This is a genomic window from Cryobacterium suzukii, from assembly GCF_004403185.1.
Taxonomy (GTDB): Bacteria; Actinomycetota; Actinomycetes; order Actinomycetales; family Microbacteriaceae; genus Cryobacterium; species Cryobacterium suzukii.
The window spans coordinates 308,429-332,291 of record NZ_SOHJ01000002.1; the positions used below are offsets into that span (position 1 = coordinate 308,429).

Here is a 23,863-nt window from a genome sequence, read left to right on the forward strand (position 1 = left end):
ATGCGGGCAATTCACATAGCGCACCTCGACAAGGCCCGGCCCGTTCTCGTTCTCACCCGCGAACTCGTGCGACCGCACCTCACGCGGGTCACGGTCGCACCGATCACCAGTACGGTGCGGGGTCTGTCTACCGAGGTCGCGGTCGGCCAGGCGAACGGCCTCGACCAGGACTGCGTCGTGAGCTGCGACAACGTTGTGACCATTCCGGTCGCCAGCCTCGGCCGCCAAATCGGCTTCCTGCTGCCGACCCAGGAGGCGCAGCTCAGCGCCGCAATTCAAACCGCGTTCGATCTCGACTGACGCCTCGGTCGGCCAGCCCGGCGGCTACCAGGCAGCGGGCTGGTAGTCCTTAAGAAAGACCCCGTAGAGGTCTTCGCCATCCTCGCCGCGCACGATCGGGTCGTAGACCCGGGCGGCGCCGTCGACGAGGTCGAGCGGAGCGTGAAAGCCTTCCTCGGCCAGGCGTACCTTAGTCGGGTGTGGACGTTCGTCGGTGATCCAGCCGGTGTCGACGCTGGTCATGAGAATGCCATCTTCCAGCATCTCCTTCGCGCTCGTGCGGGTGAGCATGTTCAGGGCAGCCTTGGCCATGTTGGTGTGCGGGTGGCCAGGTCCTTTATACCCCCGACCAAACACCCCCTCCATTGCCGACACATTCACGATGTAGGTACGCCGGGCGGCGGATGCCGTGAGCGAGGCCCGCAGACGACTCACCAGCAAAAATGGTGCGGTCGTATTGCACAGTTGCACTTCGAGCATCTCGAGCGGATCGACGTCTTCGACGTTGGCCGTCCAACTGTTCACGTCGTGCAGGTCGGGAACAAGCCCGCCGGCGTCAATGGCGGTGCCGGCGGCGAGACGCTCCAGTGACGAAGAACCGGCGGCAAGAGCCAGTCGGGTGAGGTCGTCCGCTGTGAGGGCCCCGGCACCGGATGCGGCCGCGAGCAGCGGATGCCCGGAGACCGACGCGGCAAGGGCGAGCGGATGCGCATCGTTGGTGTGTCCGAACGACACGATCTCGGGCAACGGGCCATCGGGCAGCGGGGAATCTTCGGCCTCGACCAGGGGGGAGTACGAGCCGCGTGAGCGCCGCACGGTCTGCGCGGCGTTATTGATGAGAATGTCGAGCGGGCCCTGGGCGGCAACCGAATCGGCGAGCGCGATTACCTGGGCCGGGTCACGCAAATCGATACCGACGATGCGCAGTCGGTGCAGCCAGTCCTTCGAGTCGTCCATCGCGGCGAAGCGGCGAACGGCATCGCGCGGAAACCGGGTCGTGACGGTGGTGTGGGCACCATCGCGCAGCAGACGCAGCGCGATGTACATGCCGATCTTGGCGCGGCCGCCGGTGAGCAGTGCGCGCTTGCCGGTGAGGTCGGTACGGGCGTCACGTTTGGCGTGGCTCGACAGTGCGCAGCTCGGGCAGAGCTGGTGGTAGAACGCATCGACCACGGTGTACTTCTGCTTGCAGATATAGCAGGCGCGCGGAACGAGGAGCTCACCGGCGCTCGCCGCGCTGGTGCCGAGCGAGAGCTGGGCGCCGCGGGTCTCGTCGTCAATGCGGGTGGGCGCGCCCGTGGCGGTCGCCGCGATGACGCTGCGATCGGCGTCGGCGATGACCGCGCGCTTCTCCAGGCGTCGCGACATTTTGACCGATTTGAACATCTTGGCGGTGGCCTGGCGCACGGTGACGAAGTCGGCGCTTTCCGCGTCGATGTCGGCCAGGGAGGCGAGCACGCGCAGGGTCACTTCGAGATCGTGCGGGTCGATTCCGGCGAACTCGGTCGACGGCGCGGTGGATTCGGCGGCACCGAGCTCAGCGCTGGTGGGCGCGGTGGTGGGGGGCGCGGTGGTCATCCGCGAATTCTACGCGGGCCAACTGTGAGCATCCGTTTCAACTAGAGTTTGGCCGGTTCCTGAGTCGGGATGGCGTTGGTCGGCGGCTCATAGGTGTGGTCGAACGGCATCTCGTCGGTATCGAGCAGCGGGTTGTCGTCCTGCGTTTTGACCAGGCCGTGCGCTTCTTCGGCAGAGTTGACGCTCGGCATCGAGCCGGGTAGCGGACGGTTCGCCGACTCCTTGAGAAAGTAGATCGCGATCGCACCGATGAACGAGGTGCCCATCAGGTAGAACGCTGGCATCAGGTCGTTGCCGGTGCTCACGATAAGCGCGGCGATGATGAACGGCGTGGTACCTCCGAAGATCGCAACTGCGAAGTTGTATGAGATGCCCATGGCGCCGTAGCGGCTCGCCGTCGGGAACAACGCCGGCAGCGCCGAGGCGATGGTTGATACGTAGAACGTGACCGGGAAGGCGATGAGAGCCAGCCCGAGCAGCGTCGACCAGATCGCACCCACGCCGATGAGTAGGAATGCCGGGTAGGCCAGCACCACGGTACTGATCGCGCCGGTCCACAGCACTGGGCGTCGACCGACCTTGTCGGACAGACGGCCGGCCAGCGGAATGCACAGGGCCATGACCACGAGAATCGGAATGGTCAGCGCCGTACCGTGCAGCTCGTCGTAACCCTTGTTCTCCGTGAGATAAGTAGGCATATAGGACGTGAGCGCGTAACCGACGGTATTTGCTGCGGCGACGAGGATCATCGCGATGATGATGTTGCGCCAGTAGGTCTTGAAAATGGCGATCGGGCCCTTGGGCGTCGCTGCGGTTGCTCCGACGGGGTTCTTCTGGGCGGCTTCCTGCGCATCGAGGGTGGCCTGGAAGGCCGGTGACTCGTCGATCTTCATGCGGAAGTAGATGGCGATCACGCCGAGCGGCCCGGCAATGAGGAACGGAACACGCCAGCCCCAGTCCTCCATGACGTCCTGGCCGAGCGTGAGCTGCAGCACAGAGACGAGCGAAGCACCGATGGCGAAGCCGAGGTAGCTGCCCATGTCGAGGAAGCTCGCGAAGTAACCGCGCTGCTTATCAGGGGCGTGCTCGCTGACAAAGGTTGTGGCACCGGCATACTCGCCACCGGTCGAGAAGCCCTGTACGAGCTTCACGAAGACGAGCAGCACCGCGGCCCAAACACCGATTTGGGCGTACCCGGGCAGCAGCCCAACGGCAAAGGTTGACGCGGCCATCAGAATCAGCGTGGTGGCGAGCACCTTCTGCCGGCCGATGCGGTCACCAAGCCAGCCGAAGAACACGCCGCCGAGTGGGCGGGCGAAAAAGGTAGCGGCGAAGGTTCCGAGCAGAAACAGGGTTTGAACGGATGCGTCCGCCTCCGGCAAAAAGACCGGACCCATCGTGGTGATGAGGTAACCGAAGATACCGACGTCATACCACTCCATGGTGTTTCCCACGATGGTGCCGCCGAGGGCACGCTTCATGATGGGCTTGTCGACGACATTCACGTCGGACACGGCGATGCGTCGGCGGCGCAAGGTTTTCGTGGGCCTTGCCTTTCTGGCCGAGGCGGTTGTGGCGTCGAAATTCGGGTTGGATGTACTTCGGTCAGTGGGCATATAAATTTCTCCCGTGGAGATATTGTGCTGCGAAGTCAAGGCTGTACTGCGTGCTGCAGTTTTTTCAATCCACCAAGAATACCCCTTAATGGGGGGCATCGCCCTAATGGCAGGCCTCGGTTTCGGGGAGGACTCAGTGAGTTCTGCCTAGGCTGGGGCTATGACTGATTCCGTAGATTTCTGGTTTGACCCCTCGTGCCCCTGGGCCTGGATGACTTCGCGCTGGGTGGACGAGGTCGCTCGCCTGCGCAATCTTGACGTGACCTGGCACGTGATGAGCCTCGCCGTACTCAACGAAGACCAGGACGTGAGCGAGGATTACGCGGCGTTCTTTCCGCGGGCGCTCAAGTACACCCGGCTCGTGGCTGCCGCGGCCGAACTGCACGGCCAGCCAACGGTCAAAGCGCTGTACGACGCGCTCGGAACACAGATTCACCCGGGCGGCAACACCAATCCCGACGAGGTCATTCCGGCAGCGCTCGCCGAGGTGGGCCTGCCCGCGAGCTTCGCGGCCTTCGCCGATAGCGACGAGTACGACGTCCAAATGCGCGCAAGCCACTTCGACGGCATCAATCGGGTCGGTCAAGACGTCGGAACCCCGGTGATTGCGGTCAACGGTGTGGCGTTCTTCGGCCCGGTCATTTCCCCGGCACCCCTGGGCGACGCGGCCCTGACCCTGTGGGACGGCGTCGTGGCGCTCGCGAGTTACGACGGGTTCTTCGAGCTCAAGCGCAGCCGTACCCGCGAACCAATTTTCACTCAAGCGGTCAGCACTAAATAGACTGCTCACATGCGCATCCACATCGCCACGGACCATGCCGGTCTCGACCTCAGCCACCACCTGATCACGCACCTGCGTGCGGCCGGTCACGAGGTCATCGACCACGGCCCCCAGACCTATGACGCCCTCGACGACTATCCGGCGTTCTGCATCAACGCCGCGCAGGCAACCGTCGACGACCGCGAGTCCGGCATCGAAGCGCTCGGCGTCGTGTTCGGCGGCTCGGGCAACGGCGAACAGATGGCCGCCAACAAGGTTTCCGGAGCCAGGGCAGCCCTCGTGTGGAACCTCAGCACGGCCCGGCTCGCCCGTGAACACAACGACGCGAATGTCATTTCGATCGGGGCCAGAGAGCACACGATCGCGGAGGCCACGAGTTTCATCGATGCCTTTGTTGCCGAGCCGTTCAGCGACGAGGAACGGCACGCGCGGCGCATCCGTCAGCTCGGCGAATATGAGCGAACCGGAACCATCGCCGGAAAAGACGTCGACGGCCGGTGAACTGAGGTGCCAGAGGGTCACTCCGTTCACCGCATCACCCGACAGTTTCAGCGCAATTTCATCGGCCACCGCGTCACGGTCAGCTCGCCGCAGGGCCGGTTCGTGGCCGGCGCCACCCAGCTCAGCGGACATACGGTGACGGATGCTCGCGCCGTGGGCAAGCAGATGTTTCTGGAGTTTGATCACGGATTGTGGCTGCGCATCCACTTGGGAATGTATGGCGCCTGGGATTTCAGCGGTGAAATTCAGATGGATGCCACGATGGCCTCGGCCAACGGGCGGATGGGCCAGACCAATCAGCACGGTACCGAGCTGCCCACCTATGATGCGGCGGGGGAAAACTCGATCTTCAGCATCGGAGCCCCGCGCCGCACCCGGGTGCGCATGTCCGAACAGGAAAAAGAGATCGACCTCGCCGACACCTTTCCGCCGGAGCCGGTCGGCCAGGTACGGGTACGGCTGCTCAGCGACACGGTCTGCGCCGACCTGCGCGGACCGACCGCGTGTGAGGTGCTCGACCCGGCTCAGGTCGACGCCGTGATCGCCAAGCTCGGGCCCGACCCGGAACTAGACAACACCCCCGAGGCCGAGAACCGCTTCGTCACCGTCGTGCGCAAAAAACCCACGCCGATCGGCCGGCTACTGATGGACCAGAGCGTGGTCAGTGGCATCGGCAACGTCTATCGTGCCGAGATGCTCTTTCGTGCCGGTCTCAATCCGCACACCCCCGGCAAATTGCTCAGTGACGAAACTGCGCGCGCACTGTGGCAAGACTGGGCGCACCTCTTGCACATAGGTGTCGCGACCGGCCAGATGATGACCATGGACAAGCTCGAGGGTGACCAATACCGGCTCGCCATGAGGAATCGGGTCGATCGCCACTGGGTCTACAAACGCGAAGGCCTGCCCTGCCGAGTCTGCGGTACGCACATCGTGCTCGAAGAAATGGCAGCCCGGAAACTGTATTGGTGCCCACGGTGTCAGGCGTGACCGTCCCCGCTGCACAGCGCTGTGCGGAGAGTGCGCGTGGCGTTGGAGTGTCGGGCAAGCTGCGAAAATAGGTTCATGATCCACCGTCGATTTGCCCGGCCGCGCCGTCGTGTTGCAACCATCGTCAGCGGTGCCGTCGTCGGGGCGGTCGTCCTCACCGTCGGACTGACCGCCTGCTCGAGCGACACCGGCGCCGGCGTTATTGACACGGTCGGGACCATCGACTTCGTAAATCCACTCGCGATCCCGCCGCTGGCAGAATCGACCGTGAATGCCGCGGGTGAGCGAGTCTTCGACCTCGCCGCCCAGCGGGGAACGAGCGAATTCGTGCCGGGCTTCACCACGGATACCTGGGGCTACAACGGCAGCTACCTCGGCCCCACCCTCGTCGCCGAGCGCGGCGAAAACGTGCGCATCAACGTCGCCAATAACCTCCAGGAAGCAACGAGCGTGCACTGGCACGGCATGAGCCTGCCCGCGAAAATGGACGGCGGCCCGCACCAGATGGTCCAGCCGGGCGCGAAGTGGAGCCCGAACTTCACGATCGACCAGCCCGCCGCTACCCTCTGGTACCACCCGCATCCACACGGCACAACCGAGCACCAAGTGGAAATGGGCCTGGCCGGCCTGTTCCTGATAAAGGACGACGAGGAGGCAGCGCTCGACCTGCCCCGCAGCTACGGGGTCGATGACATTCCCGTCGTGGTGCAGGACCGCCGCTTCGACGCGAAGGGCCAATTCATCAGCGACGTGCGCGGTTATATCGGTCCGATCGGCGATCGGCTCTTGATCAACGGCACGCTCGCGCCGTACCTCGACGTGACGACCGAGGTGGTGCGCCTGCGCCTGGTCAACGGGTCGACAGCGCGCATCTACGACTTCGGGATCAGCGACGGGCGGTCCTTTGACCTGATCGGAACCGACGGGGGCCTGCTCAAAGAGGCGGCGTCGATGACGGGCATCCGGTTGTCACCGGGGGAACGGGCCGAAATACTCGTGCAGATGACCCCGGGCGAGACAGTGAAACTGCAGTCCACCCCACCGAACCTCGGTACCTCGGCCGGAGCCGCGACCCGCAACGCCGGCGACGACACGCTCGACGTGATGGAGTTGCGCGCGGCCGACACTCTCGCCAGCATCGGCGCAGTATCGACGACTTTGGCGAACATCGAGCCACTCCAGAAAGCGGATGCCTCCGTCGATCGCTCGTTCACCCTCAACGGCTACACGATCAACAACCGGCTAATGGACATGACGCGCATCGACGAGACCGTCGAGGCCGGCGCAACCGAGGTGTGGACCGTCGATAATGCCATGCCGTTGCCACACAACTTTCACGTGCACGCCGTGCAGTTTCAGATTCTGCGGGTGGGGACGAAATCGCCGCCAGCCGAACTCTCCGGCTGGAAAGACACGATCTACCTCGAGCCTGGCGTGCGCTACGAGCTCATCATGCAGTTCGCCCAATATACCGATCCGGACTTTCCGTATATGTTCCACTGCCACATGCTTGCCCACGAGGACGCCGGAATGATGGGCCAATTCGTTGTTGTGAAGCCCGGCGAACAGGCCGGTACACCACCGACCGCCCACGGTGACTAGCTGATGGCATCCGTTTAACGAGAGAAAGCCGCCAGCTTAGAGCTGGCGGCTTTCGTAATTCCCCCTGTGGAGGGGTCGACGGGAATCGAACCCGCGTCATAAGTTTGGAAAACTCAGGCTCTACCATTGAGCTACGACCCCAGGCCCAGGCAACTGGGCACTCGAATATCGTAGTACAGGAAACCGGGGGTCGTTTGCCAGTGCGGGCGCATCCGCTCGAAAGGCGTGCATTAGACTGGTCGAGGTCAATCCGCCTGTCGTGAGCTAACGCCGCGCCAACAGATTGATTCCCCAACAAAGCAGTACCGATGGGTCGAAGTAGATCCGGGGCGTAGCTCAGCTTGGTAGAGCGCTCGTTTTGGGGGCGAGAAGTCGCAGGTTCAATTCCTGTCGCCCCGACATTATCCGCAGCACACCGTTTCAATACACAGGAGAGTCTCGAGTGAAGTCCACGGTCGAAAAACTGAGCCCCACGCGCGCCAAGCTCACCATCACGGTGAGCCCCGACGAGCTGAAGCCAGCCATCACCCACGCCTACGGCCACATCGCCGAGGACATCAACATCCCCGGTTTTCGTAAGGGAAAGATCCCGCCGGCCATCATCGACCAGCGCGTCGGCAAGGCCGCCGTTCTGGAACACGCCGTCAACGAAGGCCTCGACGGGTTCTACCGTGCGGCCGTCGAAGAGAACAAGCTGCGGCCGCTTGGTCGTCCAGAGGCCGACATCGTCGAATGGCCCAGCAACACCGACTTCTCCGGTGACCTGCTCCTCGCCATCGAGGTTGACGTGCGCCCCGAGATCGACCTGCCCAGCTACGACGGCCTCAAGCTCACCGTCGATGCCGTCGAGGTGTCCGACGAAGAAGTTGCCGAAGAACTCGACAAGCTGCGTAGCCGTTTCGGTACGCTCATCACCGTCGATCGTCCCGCCAAGACCGGTGACTTCGCTCAGATCGACCTGAATGCCGCAATCGACGGCGAAGAGGTCGACACCGCCAGCGGCATCTCGTACGAGGTCGGCTCCGGCGACCTCATCGACGGTATCGACGAAGCGCTCGACTCGCTCAGCGCCGGCGAGACCACCACTTTCAACTCCGACCTCATGGGCGGGGACCACGAGGGTGAGACTGCCGAGATCACCATCACCGTGATCGCCGTGAAGGAACGCGAACTTCCCGCCGCCGATGACGACTTTGCTCAGATCTCGAGCGAGTTCGACACGATCGTTGAGCTCACCGAGAGCCTCAAGGTTCAGGTTGAGAAGTCCAAGGCCTTTGGCCAGGGCAGCCAGGCTCGAGAGCGTCTCATCGAGACGCTCCTCGGCTCGGTCGAGGTTCCGATCCCCGCCGCAATCATTCTCGACGAGGTGAACCGTCACCTCGAGGGCGAAAGCCGCCTCGAAGATGACACCCACCGCGCCGAGGTCACCGAAGCCAGCGAGAAGACGTTCCGTCAGCAGATCCTGCTCGACACGATCGCCGAAGCTGAGCAGGTCAAGGTCAGCCAGGACGAGCTCACCCAGTATCTCATCCAGGGTGCCAGCCAGTACGGCATGGACCCGAGCGAGTTCGTGCAGACGCTCAACACCAACGGTCAGATTCCGTCGATGGTCGCCGAGGTTGCCCGCAACAAGGCCCTCGCTATTGCCCTGGGCAAGGCTGAGGTCGTTGACTCCAACGGCAAGCCGGTTGACCTGAGCGAGTTCACCGGCCCGGTCGACGACGACACCGTTGTTGAAGCGGATGCTGCGGACAGCGCCGTCGAGGCATCTCCAGCCGCCGACACTGACGCTGAGGTCGAAGACAAGCCCAAGAAGAAGAAGGCTGCTGCCAAGAAGTAGTACCTGTGTGAGTGATCGGCCGGCTGGATTTTTCCAGCCGGCCTTTTGCATGCTGCAGGGCGCTTGCGCGACAGTCGGTAATCTGCCGAGGGCGAACAGAGCCATTTTGACGCTCGCGCTCCGATAGATTCATTGAGAAGCGACAACTGAAACGGAGCACGACATGGCCGACCCGACACCCACTAACGGTGTATTTGACCGACTGCTGAAGGACCGCATTATCTGGCTCGGCTCAGAGGTCCGTGATGAAAACGCCAATGAGATCTGCGCCAAGATCCTGCTGCTGGCAGCCGAGGACTCAAAGCGCGACATCTACTTGTACATCAACTCTCCCGGTGGTTCGATCACCGCCGGAATGGCGATCTACGACACGATGCAGTTCGTACCCAACGACATCGTTACGGTCGGCATCGGAATGGCGGCCTCGATGGGCCAGTTCCTGCTCACCTCCGGTACCAAGGGCAAGCGGTACATAACCCCGAACGCTCGCGTGCTTCTGCACCAGCCGTCGGGCGGATTTGGTGGCACGGCGGCCGACATCCAGACTCAGGCGCGCCTCATCCTCGATATGAAGCAGCGCCTGTCGGAGATCACAGCCGCGCAGACCGGCAAGACCCCCGAACAGATCAACGCTGACGGTGACCGCGACAACTGGTTCAGCGCCCAGGAAGCCCTCGAGTACGGTTTCGTCGACCACCTCCGCGCATCCGCTTCGGATGTCATCGGCGGCGGCGGCACCGATCCCGACGCCGACGCCAACAAGTAGTCCGCCGAAACTGAACAGGAAGAAATCATGACTATCCCCACATTCGGTGGAACGGCCTACAGCTCGATGGGCGGCTCGACCAAGAGCGCGCCCGAATCGCGCTACATCCTCCCCACCTTTGAAGAGCGCACCGCCTACGGATACAAGCGCCAGGACCCGTACGCCAAGTTGTTCGAAGACCGCATCATCTTTCTCGGTGTGCAGGTTGACGACGCCTCGGCCGATGACGTGATGGCCCAGCTCCTTGTGCTGGAGAGCCAGGACCCGGACCGCGACATCACCATGTACATCAACTCGCCCGGTGGATCGTTCACCGCCATGACGGCGATTTACGACACCATGCAGTACATTCGTCCGCACGTGATGACGGTCTGCCTCGGTCAGGCGGCATCCGCCGCTGCCGTGCTGCTGGCCGGCGGCACCGCGGGCAAACGTCTCGCCCTGCCGAACGCGCGCATCCTCATTCACCAGCCCTCGGTTGGCGGCCAGGGCGGTGGCCAGGCCTCGGACATCGAGATTCAGGCGGCTGAGATTCTGCGCATGCGGGTCTGGCTCGAAGAGACCCTCGCGCACCACTCCAACCGGAGCGTTGAGCAGGTCAACAAGGACATCGACCGCGACAAGATCATGAGCGCGGCCGAGGCCCTCGAATACGGCCTCATCGACCAGGTTCTGACCAGCCGCAAGAACCTTCCGATGCTGGTTAAGTAGTCTGAGCCCTAAACACCGGTACGGCGCGTCGCCTTCGGGCGCCGCGCCGTTTCGGTTTGTGGCGCGCTGCACGCAAGTGTCGTACGCACAGGCTAGGCTCAATTGCAGCGAGACCAATGGAGGAGGCTGACATGGCCCGAATCGGTGAAAGTGCCGACCTGCTCAAGTGTTCCTTCTGCGGAAAGAGCCAGAAGCAGGTACAACAGCTCATCGCTGGCCCCGGGGTGTACATCTGCGACGAATGCGTCGAGCTGTGCAACGAGATCATTGAGGAGCGACTGGCTGAGGCCGGCTCTGAAGCCACGGCCGGTGAGTTCGACCTCCCCAAGCCCAAAGAAATCTTCGGCTTCCTCGAGGAATACGTCATTGGCCAGGAACCCGCTAAGCGTGCTCTCGCCGTTGCCGTCTACAATCACTACAAGCGTGTGCGGTCACGTGCCACGCTCACCGCTGCCGAGGCTATCCACGACGACGTCGAGATCGCCAAGTCCAACATTCTGCTCATCGGCCCGACCGGGTGCGGCAAGACCTATCTCGCCCAGACCCTCGCCAAGCGCCTCAACGTTCCCTTTGCCGTAGCGGATGCGACGGCCCTGACCGAGGCCGGTTACGTTGGCGAAGACGTCGAAAACATTCTGCTGAAGCTCATCCAGGCTGCTGACTACGACGTCAAACGCGCCGAGACCGGCATTATCTACATCGACGAGATCGACAAGATCGCCCGCAAGGCTGAAAACCCGTCGATCACCCGCGATGTTTCGGGTGAAGGCGTGCAGCAGGCGCTGTTGAAGATTCTCGAGGGCACGATCGCGTCCGTTCCTCCGCAGGGTGGGCGTAAGCATCCGCACCAGGAATTCATTCAGATCGATACGACAAACGTGCTGTTCATCGTGGCCGGCGCTTTCGCCGGGCTCGAGGACATCATCTCGTCCCGCGCCGGCAAGAAGGGCATCGGTTTCGGGGCGCCCCTACACATCAAGGGCGACGACATCAACCTGTTTAGTGAGGTTCTGCCCGAAGACCTGCACAAGTTCGGGCTGATTCCCGAGTTCATCGGTCGCCTTCCCGTTGTCACGACGGTCACGCAGCTCGATCAGGTGGCACTCATGCAGATTCTGACCGTGCCCAAGAATGCGCTCGTGCGGCAGTACCAGCGCATGTTCGAGCTCGACGGCGTAGAGCTCGAGTTCGAGCAGCCGGCACTCGAAGCCATCGCCGACCTCGCGGTACTTCGCAAGACTGGGGCCAGGGGCCTGCGAGCCATTCTCGAAGAGGTACTCGGCCCGGTCATGTTCGAGGTGCCCTCGAGCACCGACGTGGAACGCGTTATTATCACTCGCGACACGGTACTGAACAACGCGCCCGCTGAGATGGTGCTGCACAAGACCCGGCAGGTGAAGTCGGCCTAAGGGGATGTGGACCGCGGCGGTTCAGCGCTCACGGAGAGGCGAGCGCACGCTTAGTAGCCTTGTCTCCGGTCCGGGCAAATCGAGTGCGAATCAAGATTCCGTCCGCCGTGCGTTCAATGCTCAACGCTGACAACGCGGCGGCCAGCGCGAGGAAAGCGCCCGTCACCTCGAGTCCCTCTTCGAAAGCGACCATGACGTGGTAGGGCAAGCTGGCTCGTGCGAGATCGTTGGCTTGTCCGCCGACCACGATGCCGCCGATGGCCTCGAAACCGACAGCACCGAGCAAGAAAATGATGCCAGCGACGACGAGACGGCGCCGGAGCTGTCGATTGATTCTCTTGGCGATCCAGAGAACGATCAGGCCGACAATAACGGCCAACGGCACACCGACGGTGAGCCACGCGAATGTGAAACGGCCACCGAGATCGAAGCGCGCGAGCTTTTCATGAAGCTGGGCGATCTCGTCGGCCGAGAGCGCGACGGCCACGGCAGCGAGTAGAAAATAGGGCACACCACTTGCACTCTCATTGCGAACAGCGAACCCGACAGCGGCCAGGGAGAGCCCAATGGCGGCCAAGAGCAGCCCGGACGCCCACGCCCACAGGTTCGCTTCACCATCAGCATAGATCAGGCTCGCCAGCGCGCTGAGCACGTCCCAGCCCGGGGTCGTGCGCTCGAGGTTCGCGCGGAGGTAGTGCGCGACGAATCCGACCACGAGCATGACTGTAAAACCGATGGCGGTGACCCAGAGAAGCCGCCGCCGACTCGTGCCCGGAAAGGTATCTCTCGTGATGTCCATAGGCAAGGACCCTATAACCCGCGAACGCGTTGTGCATCCCCAACACGGGGGGTGACCGAACGTTGACCCCCATCCTCCGCAATCGTGGCGTGTTGAGGGTCGGCGGACGAGTCGAGCAGAGTTGGTGGCGCTGCGCGGAAGGTGCGCGCCCTAGTTGAGGCCGCGTCGATCGAGCAGCGGCTGCAGGTCGGCGTCGCGGCCTCGCCAGGACCGGTAGGCCTCGAGTGGATCCTTGGTGCCGCCGACTCCGAGTAGGCGATCACGAAAACGATCGCCGTTGGCGCGGGTCAGGCCGCCATGCTCCCTAAACCATTCGACGGTATCGGCGTCGAGCACCTCGCTCCAGATGTAGGAGTAGTACCCGGCGTCGTACCCTCCCGAAAACGTGTGGGCGAAGTAGGTGCTCGCGTAGCGGGTGGGAACAGCCGGATTGTCGAGTCCAACGGAGGCGAGGGCATCCGCTTCGAAACGGGCAACGTCGGTGACGGTCGTTTCGGCGTCAATGCGGTGCCAGGCCTGGTCGAGGAGTGCTGCGGCGAGGTACTCGCTAGTCAGGAAGCCCTCGTTGAAAGCCGATGATGCCTGGATGCGGTCCACCAGCTGCTGCGGCATCGCCTCACCGGTCTGGTAATGGCGGGCGTAGTTGGCGAGAACTTCCGGCCAGAGCATCCACATCTCGTTGACCTGGCTGGGAAATTCCACGAAGTCCCGATAGACATTGGTGCCGGAGAACTTGGGATAGGTAGCGCGGGCCAGGAGCCCGTGCAGGGCATGACCGAATTCGTGGAACAGAGTGGTGACCTGGTCGTACGTGAGCAGAGTCGGCTGGCCGGCAGCAGGCTTCGACACGTTGAGGTTATTGCAGACCACGGTCGTATCGGTGCCGAGCAGCGCTGACTGCGAGACCAGGGCGTTCATCCACGCGCCGCCGCGCTTGGAATCGCGGGTATAGAAGTCGCCGATGTATAGACCGAGTGCAGCGCCGTCTTCAGTCGTGACCTCGAAGACACGCGATTCGGGGTGCCAGCCGACCAGGTCGGGCCTCGCCGTGAAGGTCAGCCCGTAGAGCTGGTGGGCAGCGTAGAAGACCCCGTTGGTCAGTACGCTTTCGAGCTCGAAGTATGGGCGCATGGCCGCGGTGTCGACGTCGTACTTGGCGCGCCGCACTTTCTCGGTGTAGAACGCCCAGTCCCAGGCAGCCAGCTCGAAACCACTGCCCTCGGCGTCGACCACGGCCTGCAGATCGGCCTGTTCCACGCGGGCATTGCGAGCAGCGGCAGGCGCGAGACGCCCGAGCAAATCCCAGACTGCACCGGGGGTCTTGGCGGTTTCGTCGGCGGTCACATAGGCGGCATGGCTGTCAAACCCGAGCAGGCGGGCACGTTGGGCGCGCAGGTGGGTGATCTCAATCACGAGCGGCCGGTTGTCGTTGGCCGCTCCCGCCGCATCCGAGCGGATGCCGCGGGCTCGGCTCGCCGCGAGCAACCGTTCGCGCACCCCCCGGTCGGTGAGGCTCGCGAGATAGGGGTGCGAGGTGGGGAGTACGAGGCTGATCAGGTACTTGCCGTCGAGCTGGCGTTCCCGGGCGGCCTCGGCGGCCGCCGAGATCTCACCCTCCGTGAGCCCGTCGAGCTCGGCCACGTCGTCAATGATGAGGGCGAGTTCGTTGGTGTCGGCCAGCAGGTTCTTTTCGAAGCGGGTGGTGAGCGTCGACAGCCGTGAGTTGAAATCACGCAGGGCCTGCTTGTCGTCGTCACTCAGGCCGGCCCCGGCCAGCGTGAACTCGGTGAAATAGCGGTCGATGAGGTAGAGCGACTCGGCATCGAGTCCGAGGCTGGCACGCTGCTCGTGCACGGCGGCGAGGCGCGCGTAGAGGTCGGGATCGAGCCGGATCGCGTCGGCGTGAGCGGCCAGCAGCGGCGCGAGTTCTTCTTCGAGGTCGTTGGTGAAATCGCTGGAGTCGGACGAACTCCTGTTGAAGAAGACCTCGGAGACCCGGGCGAGCGTCTGGCCGCTGCGCTCGAGGGCGACCAGCGTATTGTCGAAAGTGGGGGCATCCGCTCTGCCGGTGATGGCGCTGACTTCGGCGAGCTGCTCGGTCATGCCCTGCAGAAAAGCCGGCCGATAGTGTTCGTCGGTAATGGAAGCGAAGGGCGGCAGCTGGTAGGGAAGCGTGCTGCGGGTGAAAAAGGGGTTGTTCGCGGTGGAAGCCATGCGTCCACACTAGCCAAGTGGCTGACCCGGACGTGCGTGGCGAGAATTCGCACGGCCCGATCAAGCGCCCAGAGCGCCACTTCGCCGGCCGCGAAGGCGCCGATGTTGCGCAGCATGATTGAGCGGGCGAACCTGCGGACGGTCAACGTATCATCGCGCAGCTACACGTGAGCCCTAAATCCATTCCTCGTCATCGTCATCGACGTTGGTCGATGGCTGCGTGATGGTGGCGCTGTCGTCGACCGGATTGAACCGAATGATGGTGCCATCATCGAGCTCGATCACCGGTTTCGATTCCAGCCAGGTCAGGGTCCAGCGCCAGGTACTGGTGTCGACGGCCAGCTCCGTGAGGTCTTCTTCAACCGCTCGCACGGCGATTTCAACAACGTGCGGCAGCCCCGTCGGCAGGGTGCCGCCGAGGGTCCATCGGGTGCCTAACTGCATAATCTAGACGTCGATCTCGTAGGTGACCCAGTCGGTACGCGTTCCGAGCTGGTCGTAGAGCACCTGCGCGGTTGCGTTGTCGGCGGCGGTCAGAAGCTGAATCTGGGCCAGCTGGTGCGCCCGGGCATAGTCTTTCGTGAATTCCATCAATAGGGTTCCGACGCCCTCACCGCGCGCGTCCTCAGCCACATAAAGGTCGTCCAGGAACAGAGCCAGGTCGCCGCTGAGGGTGCGCGGAACACTGCGGTAGTGTGCCAAACCGACAAAGTCACCATTGTCGTTGACCGCCACGGCACCGGAGAGGGCGTTGTTCGTGTCGATAATCCAGCTCCACACCTGCAGGGCTTTCTCATCGGTCAGTTCGCTCTCGTAGAACGCGCTGTAGCCCTCGAAGAGGCCCAGCCAGGCGAAAAAGTCCTTATCGCCCAGTGGGCGCACGGTCACAGACATCTGGTCTCCTAACTTTCCAACACGGTGGCGAACACGATGTCGGTCACAGCGAGTTCGCTGCCATCGACAAAGTTCAGATTGTGAATGCGACCGACCGCCTTAAGATCAGCGGCGGCCAGGGTCAGCAGGGCAATTTCGGCGGGTGCACCGCATATTGTTGCGGAATCCACCTCGGACTTTTGCGACGCTTTCGCATCCGTTTTGGCACGACGGATGCCAGTCAAAGCGCGGCTGGCCAGATCGAGCAGGGCGATGTTGCCGGTGGCGACCTCGTCGCTGCCGAGCAGGTCGGCCGCGACCGGCCACGGTGCGGTGTGCACCGAGCCGTCGTTCGACCAGGACCAGGCTTCTTCGGTCGCGAACGGAACGAACGGCGCGAACAGCCGCAGCAGGGTGGCCAGTGCGGTGCGCAGCGCAGCTACGGCGGAAGCCTGGCCTGGTCCGGGCTCGCCGTACGCGCGCTCTTTCACCAGCTCGAGGTAGTCGTCGCAGAAGGTCCAGAAGAAGCTCTCCGTGGTCTCCAGCGCGCGTGCGTGGTCGTAGTTTTCGAACGCGGTCGTGGCCTGGGCGACGACCGCGGTGAGCCCGGCGAGCATGCTCTGGTCGACTGGTTCGGTGATCGGGGCCGTACTGCTGCCCTGCGACATGGAGACGAACTTGCTCGCGTTGAGAATCTTGATGGCGAGGCGACGGCCGATCTTGATCTGCGTCGGGTTCTGGGGGTCGAAGGCCGCGTCGGTGCCCAGGCGCGAGGATGCCGCCCAGTAGCGAACCGCGTCGGATCCATGCTTTTCGAGCATATCGGCCGGGGTGACCACGTTGCCCTTCGACTTCGACATCTTCTTGCGGTCGGGGTCGACGATGAATCCGCTGAGCGCGGCATGCTGCCACGGTGCCACACCGTGTTGCTGCTCGGCGCGCAGCACCGTGGAGAACAACCAGGTGCGAATGATGTCCTGGCCCTGCGGGCGCAGTGAATAGGGGAAGACCAGCTGGAACAGTTCCGGGTCTCGCTCCCAGCCACCGGCAAGTTGCGGAGTCAGCGAGGAGGTGGCCCAGGTGTCCATGACGTCGACTTCGCCGACAAATCCGCCGGCCTCGCCACGCTGGCTCTCGGTATAGCCGGGCGCGGGATCCGAGGACGGGTCAACCGGCAGCAGGTCGCGGGTGGCGACAATGGGCTGGTCGAACACAGGGTTGGCGTCGGTGTCGAGCGGGTACCAGACTGGCAGGGGCACGCCGAAGAAACGCTGGCGGGAGATCAGCCAGTCGCCGGTGAGTCCATTCACCCAATTCTCGTAGCGCACCTTCATGAATTCAGGGTGCCAGGCCAGCTCGGTACCGTGCTCGAGCAGTCGCGCGCGCAGCTTTTCGTCGCGGGCGCCGTTGCGGATGTACCACTGGCGAGTGGAGACGATTTCGAGTGGCTTGTCGCCCTTTTCGAAGAACTTGACGGCGTGCACGATCGGCTTCGGGTCACCGATGAGGTCGCCGCTGGCTTTCAAAAGCTCAACCACGGCGGCCTTCGCGCCGAACACGGTCTTGCCGGCGAGCTGCGCATACGCGTCGCGGCCGACGAGGGAGGTGATCGCCTCCGGTGCTTCGGCGATGATGCGACCATCGAAACCCATGATGGCGCGGTTGGGCAGGTCGAGTTCGCGCCACCAGACCACGTCGGTCAGATCGCCGAAGGTACAGATCATGGCGATTCCTGAACCCTTGTCCTTCTGGGCGAGGTGGTGCGCGAGCACGGGAACCTCCACACCGAAAACAGGGGTGGTGACCGTGGTGCCGAATAGGTGCTTGTAACGTTCGTCATCGGGATGCGCGACGAGGGCAACGCAGGCCGGGAGAAGTTCGGGCCGGGTCGTCTCGATCTCGATCGTGCTGCCGGCGTTCTGGTGAAAGGACACCCGGTGGTACGCGGCGGGCATGTCCTTGTCTTCGAGTTCGGCCTGGGCCACAGCGGTGCGAAAAGTGACGTCCCAGAGGGTCGGCGCCATGGCCTGGTACGCCTCGCCGCGTTCGATGTTGCCGAGAAAGGCGAGCTGCGAGGTGAACAGTGCCTCCTGGCCGATGGTGCGATAGGTCTGGGTCCAGTCGACACTCAGGCCGAGGGTGCGCCACAGGGCTTCGAACTGCTTCTCATCTTCTTTGGTGAGGGTTTCGCAGAGTTCGATGAAGTTGCGGCGGCTGATCGGAAGCTGGTCGGCAGCTTTTGAGCTCTTGCCGTCTCCACCTTCGAACGGTGGAACAAAGTTCTCGGTGTAGCCCAGCGAGGGGTCGCAGCGCACGCCGTAATAGTTCTGCACTCGACGTTCAGTGGGCAGACCGTTGTCGTCCCAGCCCATTGGGTAAAACACGTTCTTGCCGCGCATCCGCTGAAAACGGGCGACGACATCGGTGTGGGTGTACGAGAAAACGTGGCCGATGTGCAGCGAGCCCGACGCGGTCGGCGGGGGAGTGTCGATCGAGTAGATCGTCTCGCGGGTGGCGCTCTCACGTGCAAAGCGGTAGGTGCCGTCGGTTTCCCAGCGGGATTCCCACTTGGCTTCGAGCCCTTCGAGCGCAGGCTTTTCGGGGACGCGGTCGGCGTGGGTCATAACTCTCCGGTTCGGTGTATTCGGCACCGTGTCGATGGTGAGGTGCCCTAGTGTTCGCATCCAATCTACCCGATCGGCTCTTTTTCCCCGAACGGGGGCTTTTCCCTCCAGCGCGAATGGGGCACTGCGGCGAGTAACTGCGCAGAGTATGGATGCTGTGGCGCGGCAAAGACGCGCTCCGCTGGGCCGATTTCCACGATGCGCCCGTCACGCATGACCGCGATCTGATCGCTGACGTGCTGCACGACACCGAGATCGTGCGAGATGAAAATGAGGCTGAGCCCGCGCTCTCGCTGCACGTCGTCCAGCAGATCGAGCACCTGGGCCTGAACGGTTACGTCGAGTGAGGAGACGGGTTCATCACAGATGAGAATCTCGGGTCGGCCGGCCAGTGCCCGGGCGATTCCTACCCGCTGTCGTTGCCCGCCGGAGAGTTCGAGCGGGCGTCGGGGCAGAACGGTGGGCGTGAGGCCGACCTCGTCGAGCAGACTGGTGAGTAGCTTCGCCGTGGGCGGTGTACCGCGTTCGTGCCTCAGGTTCAGGGCGTCGGTGAGGATCTCGGCGACGCTCCAGCGCGGATCGAACGAGCCGAGGGCATCCTGATAGATCGCGCCAACGGATGCCCGCAGCGCGCGCCGAGTCTTCTCGCTGGCCGCGCTCCACGGCTCGCCGAACATCCGAACCTCGCCGTGTTCTGGCGCCAGCAACGCGAGCAGAAGACGCGCGGTCGTGGTTTTGCCCGAGCCGGACTCGCCGACGATGCCGAGGGTGCTGCCGCGGTGCAGCGCGAACGAGACGCCGTCGACAGCGAGCTGCCGGGTGCCATCGGGGCGTCGAAAACTCTTCGACAGGCCGACGGCTTCGAGCACGACAGTGCTCTGAACGCTCGAGGTGCTCTGAACGCTCGAGGTGCTCAGTGTGCTCGGTGTGTCGGGCTTGCCGGACGGGCTCAGTCGGGTGCCGCGTGGTTTGTCTCCCGGTATCGCGGCAACCATTCGCCGGGTCTGTTCCTGCTGGGGCGAGCCGAGAACCTCCGTTGTACGGCCGGTTTCCACAAGTTGTCCCTCGTACATGACGGCCACCCGGTGCGCGACGCGACTCACCACGGCCAGGTCATGGCTGATGAGAAGCACGGCGGTGCCGGCACCGGTGATCTGTTCAAGCAGTGCCAGAATCTGCGCCTGCACGGTAACGTCGAGCGCCGTGGTTGGTTCGTCGGCGATCAGCAGTGGCGGGTTCAGCGCAATCGCCGCGGCAATCAGCGCGCGTTGACGTTCGCCGCCGGAGAGCTGCCCTGAGAGCTTGCGCACCTGCGATTCGGGTTCCGGCAGTCCGACTGCGTCGAGCAGCTCGAGCACCCGCCGTGCCCGGCCGGCAGCGCCGAGAGTGGTGTGAAGCCGCAGCGAATCGGCGATCTCTCGTCCGATCGGCCTCAGCGGATCGAGCGAAACCAGGGCATCCTGCAACACCAGGCCGACGTCCTTGCCTCGTCGGGCCCGCCACGCCCGATCGGTCAGTCCCAAAACGCTCTGCCCGCCGAGTTCGAGCCGGTCGGCGGTAACCTTGGAATTCGTACCGGCCAGACCGAGCAGGCTGCGGGCGGTCACGCTCTTGCCCGAGCCGGATTCGCCGACGATGGCGAGGCACTCACCCGGGGCGACGGCGAACGACACACCGCGAACGACCGGCTCGGCCGAGCCGAAGCCAACCCGCAGATTGCGCACGGTCAACGCGGCGGCACTGTCACTGAGGAGGACTGGCCCATTCATACGTGCCTCATTCGCCGGTCGATGCTGCGGCCGAGCACCGTGGCGGTCACGGCGGTCAGCACGATGGACAGGCCGGGAAAGAAGCTCATCCACCAGGCCGAGGTGATGTAGGTGCGCCCGGCCGAGAGCATGGCGCCCCACTCCGCGGTCGGGGGTTCGGCACCGAGCCCGAGGTAGCTCAGGGTTGCCGCCCAGACAATGGCTTGTCCGATACCGAGGGTTGCAAGAACGAACAGGGGGGCGAGGGTGTTTGGCAGAATGTGGCGCAGCAGAATCTGCCACCGTGTGCGGCCGAGCACGGTCGCCGCCTCGACGAACGCTTGGGATCGCACGGTAATCAGCTGGGCCCTAATGATGCGCGCATAGCCGGGCGCGGTCGACAGTCCAACGGCGATCGTAGCGGTGACGACACCGGGGCCGAAGATCACAATGAACAGAAGTGCCAGAAGCAACCCCGGGAAAGCAAGAAGCACCTCAAGAAGCCGATTGACGGTGAAGTCGACGACACGGCCGAGCATGCCCGCCAGGGTGCCAAGCACGATGCCGAGCCCCAGTCCGATCGCGGTAGCGGCAGCCCCGATGACGAGTGAATACTGGGTGCCGTGCACCACTCTGGTGTAGATGTCGCGGCCGGATTCGTCGGTGCCGAATCCGTGCGCGAAGTTCGGCGGCTGAAACGCCGAGAGCGGGTCGATCGCGAGGGGGTCGCCCGGTGCCAACACCTGTGGCATCACCGCTGATACCAGCAACAGCAGGGCGAGCACTCCGGCCGCTGTCTCGGCCACGCCGAGCCGCCGCCGCCCGGACTGGCCGGACTTGCGGCTGCGGGCGGCGAGTTCCGCCTGCACTTCGAGGTCGCTCACGAGAGTCGCAATCGCGGATCAACCAAGCGGCTGGCGGCATCCGTGAGCAGCGTCATCAGAATATAGGCGACCGCGACGATCATGACCACGCCGATCACCACCGGAACGTCCCGAAGGGTCACGGCATTGAGCAGGGTGCGGCCGAGGCCGGGGCGCGCGAAAATGGTCTCGACGACGACCGCGCCGCTGATCAGGGAACCGAACGCCCATCCGGAGAGACTGATCGCTGGCAGCGAGGCGTGGCGCAGTGCGTGCACCCAGCGCACACCACGCTCGCTCTCACCGCGGGCGCGAGCCGAGAGCACGAATGGGCTCTCCAGCGCGACCAGTAGCGATTCGCGCATGATCTGCCCAAGAAATCCGGCCAGCGGAACGGCCAGGGTGAGAACCGGCAACACGAGCCCGGCGACGTCCCCGGTGCTGATTGGTGGCAGCACGCCGAGCCCGATGCTGAACACGACGATCAACGAGGTCGCGAGCCAGAAATGTGGCAGCGCGGCCGCGACGATTTCGAGGCTCGACCCTACCCGGGCGGCGACTTTGCCACCGCGGGTTGACCAGGTCGCGAGGGCGAGTGCGAGCAGCCAGGCGAGGGTGAGGGCGAGAACGGCCAGCAGTAGAGTGCCGCCGAGCTGGCTGAGAACGAGCGGTCCGACGTCCATGTTGAGCGCATACGACCGACCGAGGTCGCCGGTTGCGAGCCGGCCCAACTGGGCGAAATACTGCACGATCACCGGTTGGTCGAAGCCGTACTCGGCGCTCACCGCAGCGAGGGCCTCCGGCGAGGCTTGCGATCCCGGGCCCCCCAGAACGGCCTGGGCAGGGTCACCCGGAATGAGGCGCACCGCAAAGAACGTAATGGTGGCCACCATCCACAGCACGAAGACCGCGCCGGCCAGTCGGGCTGCGAGTCGGGGAAGCACGCGGGCCGGCGCTACCGGTTCAGCCACGCGTCGTACAGCGTGGGCACAGCCACGGTCGGCAGGGTACGCAGGCCAATCACGCCGCTGCGCAGCAGAAAGTGGTTCTGCTGGTCATAGAGCGGCAAAATGTAGAAACCCTCCAGAATGCGGTCCTGGGCGTCGGAATAGAAGGACGCGCGCTCTGCGGCATCCGCTGTGCTCGCAGCAGTCGTCAGCAGCTCATCGATCGCCGGGTCGTTGACCTGGGCGAGATTGGCGAAGTAGCCGCTCGGAGCCGGCACGATGCTGTCGGAGTGGTACAGAATGCGCAGCACGTCGGGACCGACCTTGGTGTACGGCGCGCTGACTGCGTCGTAGTCGTTGCTGCCGAGGGCGGCGTACCAGCTGGAGAGATCCATCGGGCTGAGTTTTACCTCGAAACCGGTGGCTTTCGCCGTGGCTTGAATCTGCTCGAACACGCTCTGCTCGGCCGGAATGGACTGGTTCGTGCTCACCGGAAACTCCACCGTCAGGCGAACGCCGTCTTTGACGCGGTAACCGTCGGCATCCATTTCGTCCCAGCCGGCTGCATCGAGGAGGGTGCCGGCCGCGGCCGGGTCATAGGCGAACAGGGCGGCGTTCGAGACGGCGGTGGGCTCAACGCTCGACAGCGCCGAATACGAGCGGGGTGCCGTGCCCTGGAACAGGCTCGACACGGCATCGTCGACGTTCGCCGAGCGGATGAACGCCTCCCGAACGCGCACATCGTTGAAGGGAGCCTGACCCGAGTTCAGTTCGATGCGGTTGGACGAGCCGGGCCGCGGAGAATCGAGATGCTCGATGGAATCGCTCTGCTCGGCCTGCACGATCGTGTCGGGCTGGGCGTTGTCGATCACGTCGACCTCGCCGGACTGCAAGGCAGCGTACCGCGAGGCCGAATCGGGAATGAACCGCCAGATGACCGTGTCGAGGTAGGCGGGGCCGGAATGGCCGGCATCCGCTGGCGGGGAAACGTAGTCATCGTTGCGGACGAGGGTGACCGCGTTCTGCTTCACCCAGCTCTCCACGATGAACGGGCCCGTGCCGACCGGGGCAGCACAGTTCTCGTCCTGGCTGCGTTCGAGCGCCGTGGGCGATTCGATGGCGAGCCACGGCTGGGACAGCGATTCCAGCAGGGCACTGTCGGGTTCGCTGAGGGTGAAGCGCACGACGGTGGGGGAGACCACCTCGGTGCCCGTCACCTTTCCCAGGGCGAGATATCCGGTCGATGACAGTGTCGTCGGATCTTGTACGTGAGCGATGTTGGCCTGCACCGCGCTCGCGTCGAAAACCGTGCCGTCGGTGAAGGTCACGTCGTCGCGCAGGGTGAAATCCCAGGTCAGACCGTCGGCGCTCGGCACCCAGGACTCGGCCAGCCAGGGGATGATCTGGCCAGTGTCGTCGCGGGAGACGAGCGACTCAAGGTATTGGGCGCTGACTAGCGCCTGCGGAAAGTTTCCGCCGACGTGCGGGTCGAGGCAGCTCGGTTCGGCGTCGCCCGAGGCATAGGTGAGCGTGCCGCCACTTTTCGGTTCACCGACCTCTTCGTTCGAGCCGGCCGAGGTACAGCCGGCGACGAGCAGCCCGAGGGTGATCAGGCCGGCGAGCGAACCGAGTGCACGAGTGGTGCGCCGTGGAACGGTTCGCGCCGGAGAGTCGGTGGGGGTGGGGCTGTGGGGGGCGGGCCGAGCAGGCATTCACAAACTC

General features: G+C 64.0%; 20 protein-coding genes and 2 tRNA genes. 10 read left to right on the forward strand and 12 right to left on the reverse strand.

Annotated features, from left to right (window positions below; all coding sequences use genetic code 11):
- The gene (locus E3T39_RS02175; protein WP_134513108.1) at positions 1-300 is read left to right on the forward strand and encodes a type II toxin-antitoxin system PemK/MazF family toxin; all 300 of its coding nucleotides are present in this window, start codon (positions 1-3) and stop codon (positions 298-300) included.
- A gap of 24 nt (positions 301-324) precedes the next feature.
- On the opposite strand, the gene E3T39_RS02180 is transcribed toward E3T39_RS02175, so the two are convergent.
- The gene (locus tag E3T39_RS02180) at positions 325-1,857 is read right to left on the reverse strand and encodes an SDR family oxidoreductase (protein ID WP_134513109.1); all 1,533 of its coding nucleotides are present in this window, start codon (positions 1,855-1,857) and stop codon (positions 325-327) included.
- 41 nt (positions 1,858-1,898) lie between these two features.
- Entirely contained in the window at positions 1,899-3,473 is a 1,575-nt protein-coding gene (locus tag E3T39_RS02185; protein ID WP_134513110.1) for an MFS transporter, read from the reverse strand.
- Between the two features lie 160 nt (positions 3,474-3,633).
- On the opposite strand from E3T39_RS02185, the gene E3T39_RS02190 reads away from it, so the two are divergent.
- The 4 genes from E3T39_RS02190 to E3T39_RS02205 all read left to right on the forward strand — a co-directional run bounded on the left by E3T39_RS02190 (position 3,634) and on the right by E3T39_RS02205 (position 7,347).
- Positions 3,634-4,254: a mycothiol-dependent nitroreductase Rv2466c family protein gene (locus E3T39_RS02190; RefSeq protein ID WP_134513111.1), complete on the forward strand. Its 621-nt coding sequence runs from the start codon at positions 3,634-3,636 to the stop codon at positions 4,252-4,254.
- A 9-nt stretch (positions 4,255-4,263) separates the two neighbouring features.
- Complete coding sequence (locus E3T39_RS02195; protein WP_134513112.1) at positions 4,264-4,755, forward strand: ribose-5-phosphate isomerase; 492 nt, start codon at positions 4,264-4,266, stop codon at positions 4,753-4,755.
- A 6-nt stretch (positions 4,756-4,761) separates the two neighbouring features.
- Positions 4,762-5,745 (forward strand): Fpg/Nei family DNA glycosylase, encoded by a 984-nt coding sequence (locus E3T39_RS02200; RefSeq protein WP_134513113.1) that lies wholly within the window; start codon positions 4,762-4,764, stop codon positions 5,743-5,745.
- A gap of 75 nt (positions 5,746-5,820) precedes the next feature.
- On the forward strand, positions 5,821-7,347 hold the full coding sequence (locus E3T39_RS02205) for a multicopper oxidase family protein (protein ID WP_134513114.1): 1,527 nt from the start codon (positions 5,821-5,823) through the stop codon (positions 7,345-7,347).
- A gap of 67 nt (positions 7,348-7,414) precedes the next feature.
- Here E3T39_RS02205 and E3T39_RS02210 read toward each other — a convergent pair.
- Positions 7,415-7,488: transfer RNA gene (locus E3T39_RS02210), tRNA-Gly, on the reverse strand.
- Between the two features lie 184 nt (positions 7,489-7,672).
- Here E3T39_RS02210 and E3T39_RS02215 point away from each other — a divergent pair.
- From E3T39_RS02215 to clpX, 5 genes are all read left to right on the forward strand, one after another.
- A tRNA-Pro gene (locus tag E3T39_RS02215) sits at positions 7,673-7,746 on the forward strand.
- A 43-nt stretch (positions 7,747-7,789) separates the two neighbouring features.
- Positions 7,790-9,187 carry a trigger factor gene (gene tig, locus E3T39_RS02220; protein ID WP_166784012.1) on the forward strand — a complete coding sequence of 466 codons (1,398 nt, stop codon included), beginning with the start codon at positions 7,790-7,792 and terminating at the stop codon, positions 9,185-9,187.
- 163 nt (positions 9,188-9,350) lie between these two features.
- A complete protein-coding gene (locus tag E3T39_RS02225; protein ID WP_134513115.1) occupies positions 9,351-9,953 on the forward strand; it encodes an ATP-dependent Clp protease proteolytic subunit in 603 nt (200 codons plus the stop codon).
- Between the two features lie 27 nt (positions 9,954-9,980).
- A complete protein-coding gene (locus E3T39_RS02230; RefSeq protein ID WP_134513116.1) occupies positions 9,981-10,664 on the forward strand; it encodes an ATP-dependent Clp protease proteolytic subunit in 684 nt (227 codons plus the stop codon).
- 131 nt (positions 10,665-10,795) lie between these two features.
- Positions 10,796-12,073: an ATP-dependent Clp protease ATP-binding subunit ClpX gene (gene clpX, locus E3T39_RS02235; protein WP_092450827.1), complete on the forward strand. Its 1,278-nt coding sequence runs from the start codon at positions 10,796-10,798 to the stop codon at positions 12,071-12,073.
- A 28-nt stretch (positions 12,074-12,101) separates the two neighbouring features.
- Here clpX and E3T39_RS02240 read toward each other — a convergent pair whose 3' ends face one another.
- The 9 genes from E3T39_RS02240 to E3T39_RS02280 all read right to left on the reverse strand — a co-directional run bounded on the left by E3T39_RS02240 (position 12,102) and on the right by E3T39_RS02280 (position 23,853).
- Entirely contained in the window at positions 12,102-12,872 is a 771-nt protein-coding gene (locus tag E3T39_RS02240) for a hypothetical protein (RefSeq protein ID WP_134513117.1), read from the reverse strand.
- Between the two features lie 150 nt (positions 12,873-13,022).
- The gene (locus E3T39_RS02245; RefSeq protein ID WP_134513118.1) at positions 13,023-15,086 is read right to left on the reverse strand and encodes a M3 family metallopeptidase; all 2,064 of its coding nucleotides are present in this window, start codon (positions 15,084-15,086) and stop codon (positions 13,023-13,025) included.
- A 174-nt stretch (positions 15,087-15,260) separates the two neighbouring features.
- Positions 15,261-15,530: a hypothetical protein gene (locus E3T39_RS02250; RefSeq protein ID WP_134513119.1), complete on the reverse strand. Its 270-nt coding sequence runs from the start codon at positions 15,528-15,530 to the stop codon at positions 15,261-15,263.
- A gap of 3 nt (positions 15,531-15,533) precedes the next feature.
- Positions 15,534-15,980, reverse strand: coding sequence for a GNAT family N-acetyltransferase (locus tag E3T39_RS02255; protein ID WP_134513120.1), 447 nt, complete (start codon positions 15,978-15,980; stop codon positions 15,534-15,536).
- Between the two features lie 8 nt (positions 15,981-15,988).
- Positions 15,989-18,583 carry a valine--tRNA ligase gene (gene valS, locus E3T39_RS02260; protein WP_134513121.1) on the reverse strand — a complete coding sequence of 865 codons (2,595 nt, stop codon included), beginning with the start codon at positions 18,581-18,583 and terminating at the stop codon, positions 15,989-15,991.
- Positions 18,584-18,648: 65 nt separating this feature from the next.
- The gene (locus tag E3T39_RS02265) at positions 18,649-20,352 is read right to left on the reverse strand and encodes a dipeptide ABC transporter ATP-binding protein (RefSeq protein WP_134513122.1); all 1,704 of its coding nucleotides are present in this window, start codon (positions 20,350-20,352) and stop codon (positions 18,649-18,651) included.
- Entirely contained in the window at positions 20,349-21,215 is an 867-nt protein-coding gene (locus E3T39_RS02270; RefSeq protein WP_420898128.1) for an ABC transporter permease, read from the reverse strand. The genes E3T39_RS02265 and E3T39_RS02270 overlap by 4 nt, the downstream gene beginning before the upstream one ends.
- A complete protein-coding gene (locus E3T39_RS02275) occupies positions 21,212-22,165 on the reverse strand; it encodes an ABC transporter permease (protein ID WP_255455905.1) in 954 nt (317 codons plus the stop codon). Before E3T39_RS02275 ends, E3T39_RS02270 begins: the two co-directional genes overlap by 4 nt.
- Positions 22,150-23,853 carry an ABC transporter substrate-binding protein gene (locus E3T39_RS02280; RefSeq protein WP_134513123.1) on the reverse strand — a complete coding sequence of 568 codons (1,704 nt, stop codon included), beginning with the start codon at positions 23,851-23,853 and terminating at the stop codon, positions 22,150-22,152. Before E3T39_RS02280 ends, E3T39_RS02275 begins: the two co-directional genes overlap by 16 nt.
- Positions 23,854-23,863: the final 10 nt, after the last annotated feature.

Bases quoted from the DNA above. Each gene is read 5' to 3' on its own strand.
- E3T39_RS02175 (WP_134513108.1), top strand. From the start codon at position 1: ATGCGGGCAATTCACATAGCGCACCTCGACAAGGCCCGGCCCGTTCTC.
- E3T39_RS02180 (WP_134513109.1), bottom strand. From the start codon at position 1,857: ATGACCACCGCGCCCCCCACCACCGCGCCCACCAGCGCTGAGCTCGGT.
- E3T39_RS02185 (WP_134513110.1), bottom strand. From the start codon at position 3,473: ATGCCCACTGACCGAAGTACATCCAACCCGAATTTCGACGCCACAACC.
- E3T39_RS02190 (WP_134513111.1), top strand. From the start codon at position 3,634: ATGACTGATTCCGTAGATTTCTGGTTTGACCCCTCGTGCCCCTGGGCC.
- E3T39_RS02195 (WP_134513112.1), top strand. From the start codon at position 4,264: ATGCGCATCCACATCGCCACGGACCATGCCGGTCTCGACCTCAGCCAC.
- E3T39_RS02205 (WP_134513114.1), top strand. From the start codon at position 5,821: ATGATCCACCGTCGATTTGCCCGGCCGCGCCGTCGTGTTGCAACCATC.
- E3T39_RS02225 (WP_134513115.1), top strand. From the start codon at position 9,351: ATGGCCGACCCGACACCCACTAACGGTGTATTTGACCGACTGCTGAAG.
- E3T39_RS02230 (WP_134513116.1), top strand. From the start codon at position 9,981: ATGACTATCCCCACATTCGGTGGAACGGCCTACAGCTCGATGGGCGGC.
- clpX (WP_092450827.1), top strand. From the start codon at position 10,796: ATGGCCCGAATCGGTGAAAGTGCCGACCTGCTCAAGTGTTCCTTCTGC.
- E3T39_RS02240 (WP_134513117.1), bottom strand. From the start codon at position 12,872: ATGGACATCACGAGAGATACCTTTCCGGGCACGAGTCGGCGGCGGCTT.
- E3T39_RS02245 (WP_134513118.1), bottom strand. From the start codon at position 15,086: ATGGCTTCCACCGCGAACAACCCCTTTTTCACCCGCAGCACGCTTCCC.
- E3T39_RS02250 (WP_134513119.1), bottom strand. From the start codon at position 15,530: ATGCAGTTAGGCACCCGATGGACCCTCGGCGGCACCCTGCCGACGGGG.
- E3T39_RS02255 (WP_134513120.1), bottom strand. From the start codon at position 15,980: ATGTCTGTGACCGTGCGCCCACTGGGCGATAAGGACTTTTTCGCCTGG.
- valS (WP_134513121.1), bottom strand. From the start codon at position 18,583: ATGACCCACGCCGACCGCGTCCCCGAAAAGCCTGCGCTCGAAGGGCTC.
- E3T39_RS02265 (WP_134513122.1), bottom strand. From the start codon at position 20,352: ATGAATGGGCCAGTCCTCCTCAGTGACAGTGCCGCCGCGTTGACCGTG.
- E3T39_RS02280 (WP_134513123.1), bottom strand. From the start codon at position 23,853: ATGCCTGCTCGGCCCGCCCCCCACAGCCCCACCCCCACCGACTCTCCG.